This window comes from Collinsella ihumii, from assembly GCF_900046475.1.
In the GTDB taxonomy this organism is placed as follows: domain Bacteria; phylum Actinomycetota; class Coriobacteriia; order Coriobacteriales; family Coriobacteriaceae; genus Collinsella; species Collinsella ihumii.
Genome location: NZ_FCOU01000017.1, coordinates 1 through 3,462, shown reverse-complemented (window position 1 = coordinate 3,462; position 3,462 = coordinate 1). Strand labels below are relative to the sequence as shown.

Genomic DNA, 3,462 nt, shown 5'->3' with positions numbered 1-3,462 from the left:
AGGAGTCACTCATGCTGGGCAAGTCGGGAAGCTAGCGGCGCGCCCGTGACCGAACCCGAAAAAGTTGCGTGCCCAAACCCGAAAGTTTTCCGTGATCATTTCAGAAAGACGGACTTGACCAAACACAGCCGAGCCCGAGGGCCCTCTTTAGCACACTCTTCAGCATGCGGCGGCGCGCCTTTCGCCCGTTGCCTTCTCTTGGTCGAAAAGCAAACGATACGCGTAGTGCGCCGCCGCTGCTAGGCCCCGGTTTTCATCGGGCCGTCAGCCCACACAAACCCCCGAAGAGCCCTAAAGAATCCCAGAATTCTGCAACGAATTTGTATGCGGAATCGTCGTAACCTTCACCGAGAAACGTGCGTATGGCCTCGTCTTTTCCAATATCAATAAGGGCTCGATGGGCTAGCAGCTCCTCTAGAAGATAGGTGTTTTTGAACTTTGCGCCCAGATCAATGCACGAAGAAATCATGGAAGCCTGCGTTGTAGCCTGATCAATTAATTCAGCCACCTTATTTCTATTTGCCAGGCCTTTGATTTGCGTCCTGCCCCGATCAATTGACCGGGAAAGTAGTTCCGCTCCAATGGAATCCAGCAAGTTCACGCACACCCCTATTGAGAAGAATGGGAAATGGGTCTACGCATAATTATAGAATTCATCGTTCAGTTTCCGGGAGTACCCCCTATCAACACGGGGCACAAGCAGAGGCGTTTAGGATAATTGAGGTGTCGATAACAATCTGCTCCTAAATTTACAATTTGGCGTTGGCAAGGCTTTTGTGAAAATAAAATATGGCCCCTTCCCCGAACTCTTCTTTCTGTTTGCGCCCCCTGTTTTCCCACACACCATGCTTGAAATATGAAGACACCGTCTATCGTCCTCACTCTTCACCAGTTCGCTCGCTTGACCCCGCGCCTATCCCCACAGCCCCGCATTCGACATCGCGTACAGCGGGACGTTTCTCATCCAGTCCTGTTCGCGGTAGCCGGAAAGGCTGAAACGCACGGACCTTATCTCCGGATGCGCCCCCTTGAACGCCCGGAGACTCTTTGCCCGCAGGTTCTCCTCCGCCTTCACCTCGATTGCATAGACGCTGTTCGACCTCTGCACCAAGAAGTCGACCTCTCCCGAGGAATTCTCGGCAGACCAGTAATATGGAACGAGCCCGCAGTCGGAGACGAGCTGCTGACAGACGTACTGCTCGGTAAGGGAGCCCTTGAACTCCTCGAAGATCTCGCTGCCCCCGACGACCGTCTCCTTGTCGAGCCCCGCCATCGCCCCCAGCAGACCAACGTCGACTAGGAAGAGCTTGAACGCCGTGTCGTCGGCGTAGGGACACAGTGGAATTCCAGGCTTCGATATCCTACGAACGAGGGTCGTAATCCCCGCCTGGGTGAGCCACGTAATGCCCGCCTGGTAGTTCCTCGCCCGTGCACCCGAAGCGATGTGGCTGAACACGAACTTCTTGTTCTCTCTCCCAAGGTGGGACGGAATCGACCTCCACGCGGCGAGTGCATACTCACTCTCGGTCCTACTCAGGTGCTTCGAGATGTCCCGCTCATAGCCTTGGAGTATCTCGAGCTGCACCTCGCGCGCGTCCTTCAAAAGACCTCGGTCGAGAAAGGCGCTCACCGCCTCAGGCATGCCCCCGACGTAATAGTACTGGCGAAGAAAGGGGATGAGCTTACTGGAGAAGGAATTAGTCAGGTCAACGTTTCCAGAGTCGATCAGATCACAAAGGTTTTGATTGCCCGTAGCTACGAGATATTCTCGGAAATGGAGAGGGTGGAGGTCAAGCGTGTTGACTTTGCCAACAGGATACCCGCTGCCCTCATGAACCGTGATGCCCAGAAGCGATCCCGCTGCGGCGACCGCGTACCCGGGGGCATTCTCGCAGAAGTACTTGAGGGAAGTAAGCGCCTTCGGGCACGCCTGAATCTCGTCCAGGATGATGAGGGTGCCGCCCTCGGACACAGCCTGCCCGGTATCGAACTGGATAGCGGAGATGATGCGGGGGACGTCGTAGCCGAGTTCGAACTGTTCGCGCATGCTAGGGTTGTCGTCCAGGTTCACGTATGCGACGTTGTCAAAGTGCCTTTTTCCAAACTCTTTGAGCAGCCACGTTTTGCCGACCTGGCGCGCGCCGTTGAGGATAAGCGGCTTTCGGCGGGGCCTGTTTTTCCAGGCGATGAGCTCATTCATGAGGAACCGGTCCATGCTTTCCTCCTCACAAACAGGTTACGGCCTTATTTTCGCATTAGTTGGCGAAAATAAGGCCGTAAAAAAGCCAAGCTTGGAGAAAATCAGGCGGAACCTGCTACCCCCACTCAGTAATCAAATCGTGCACTTCCATAGCCTCTCGTCTACGTGGTGTATCGGCGTCCCCCTATTCGCCGGAAACTGGCAATTTTCGAGCACTCGAGTTGAACTCAATATGAACTCAACGCCGATGTTCGCTCGACAGCTTCCGAGCGGCTTGCATTCCCGCCAAGGAGGACGGACGCCTCTGACAAGACCAATGCCTGCTAGACGCGCACCACATAGCCCTCCTTGCGCGGGGCGGCCGCGCCCTCGGGCCCCGCGGCGTATCCCAGGGCGATGGCCCCCACGCCGCGCAGCGTCTCAGGCAGACCCCACTCCCTGAGGAGCTCCTTGCCCGCGGCACCGTCGAAGACCTCGCGCTCGCGGTGGATCCAGCAGCTGGAGAGCCCCAGGGCGTGCGCCGCGAGCATGAGGTTCTCCAGCACGCAGGAGCCGTCCTCCACGAAGGTGCCGCGCTCTCCGTCCGCGAGCACGACCACGACGACCGGCGCGCCGTAGTACGGGTCCGTGTCCTTGCCCATGACGGCGGCGTTGAGCCGGCGCAGGCGCTCGCGGGTCTCGGGGTCGGTCACCGCCACGATCACCGGAGACTGATGGCCGCCGCCGGTGGGCGCGAAGGTGCCCGCCTCGAGCACCTGATCGAGCAGCTCCTCCGGCACGGGCTCCGCCGTGTACGATCGCACGCTGCGGCGCGTCTTGATGAGGTCGATGAGGTCGTTCGCCATGATGCCATGCCCCTTCTCCCGCTGGAGCCGCCGATACAGAAAAGCCGCCCGTCTGCCAGGGGCAGGCGAGCGGCGAAAAGGTGACGGCATCCAGAAAAATCCGCTGCGATTTTCGAGACCCATTATGGCCTCAACGTCAGCGCCGTCAAGAGCCGAGGGCGATCCGACCTTTCCTGCCTGACGTTTTCGAAGAACCCTCGACAATTTAGTCCGTCTAAAAACGTGTGGACTTTTCTGGGCGCAAGCCACCTTTTTGCCACGCAACCGAGCTTCGGTCGCGTGGTTTTTCCTAATATGAGAAAGCCATTGTCAAGAGGCATGATGCGGCAGGTCCGGAAATTCCATTCCGGACCTGCGCTTATTCCAGCCGGGAGGGCCCGCGCGGATGCTCGTTAGTCGTCGCTCGCCTGGCAAGCT

The 3,462-nt window shown here is 58.0% G+C and carries 3 protein-coding genes; all 3 read right to left on the bottom strand.

Annotated elements, in window-relative coordinates:
* Nucleotides 1-253: 253 nt before the first annotated feature.
* The 3 genes from BN3789_RS12035 to BN3789_RS12025 all read right to left on the bottom strand — a co-directional run bounded on the left by BN3789_RS12035 (nucleotide 254) and on the right by BN3789_RS12025 (nucleotide 3,045).
* Nucleotides 254-601, bottom strand: a complete 348-nt coding sequence (locus tag BN3789_RS12035; RefSeq protein ID WP_066834706.1) for a hypothetical protein — start codon at nucleotides 599-601, stop codon at nucleotides 254-256.
* Nucleotides 602-913: 312 nt separating this feature from the next.
* Nucleotides 914-2,215, bottom strand: coding sequence for an ATP-binding protein (locus BN3789_RS12030; protein WP_066834704.1), 1,302 nt, complete (start codon nucleotides 2,213-2,215; stop codon nucleotides 914-916).
* 308 nt (nucleotides 2,216-2,523) lie between these two features.
* Nucleotides 2,524-3,045, bottom strand: coding sequence for a nitroreductase (locus BN3789_RS12025; protein ID WP_066834701.1), 522 nt, complete (start codon nucleotides 3,043-3,045; stop codon nucleotides 2,524-2,526).
* Nucleotides 3,046-3,462: the final 417 nt, after the last annotated feature.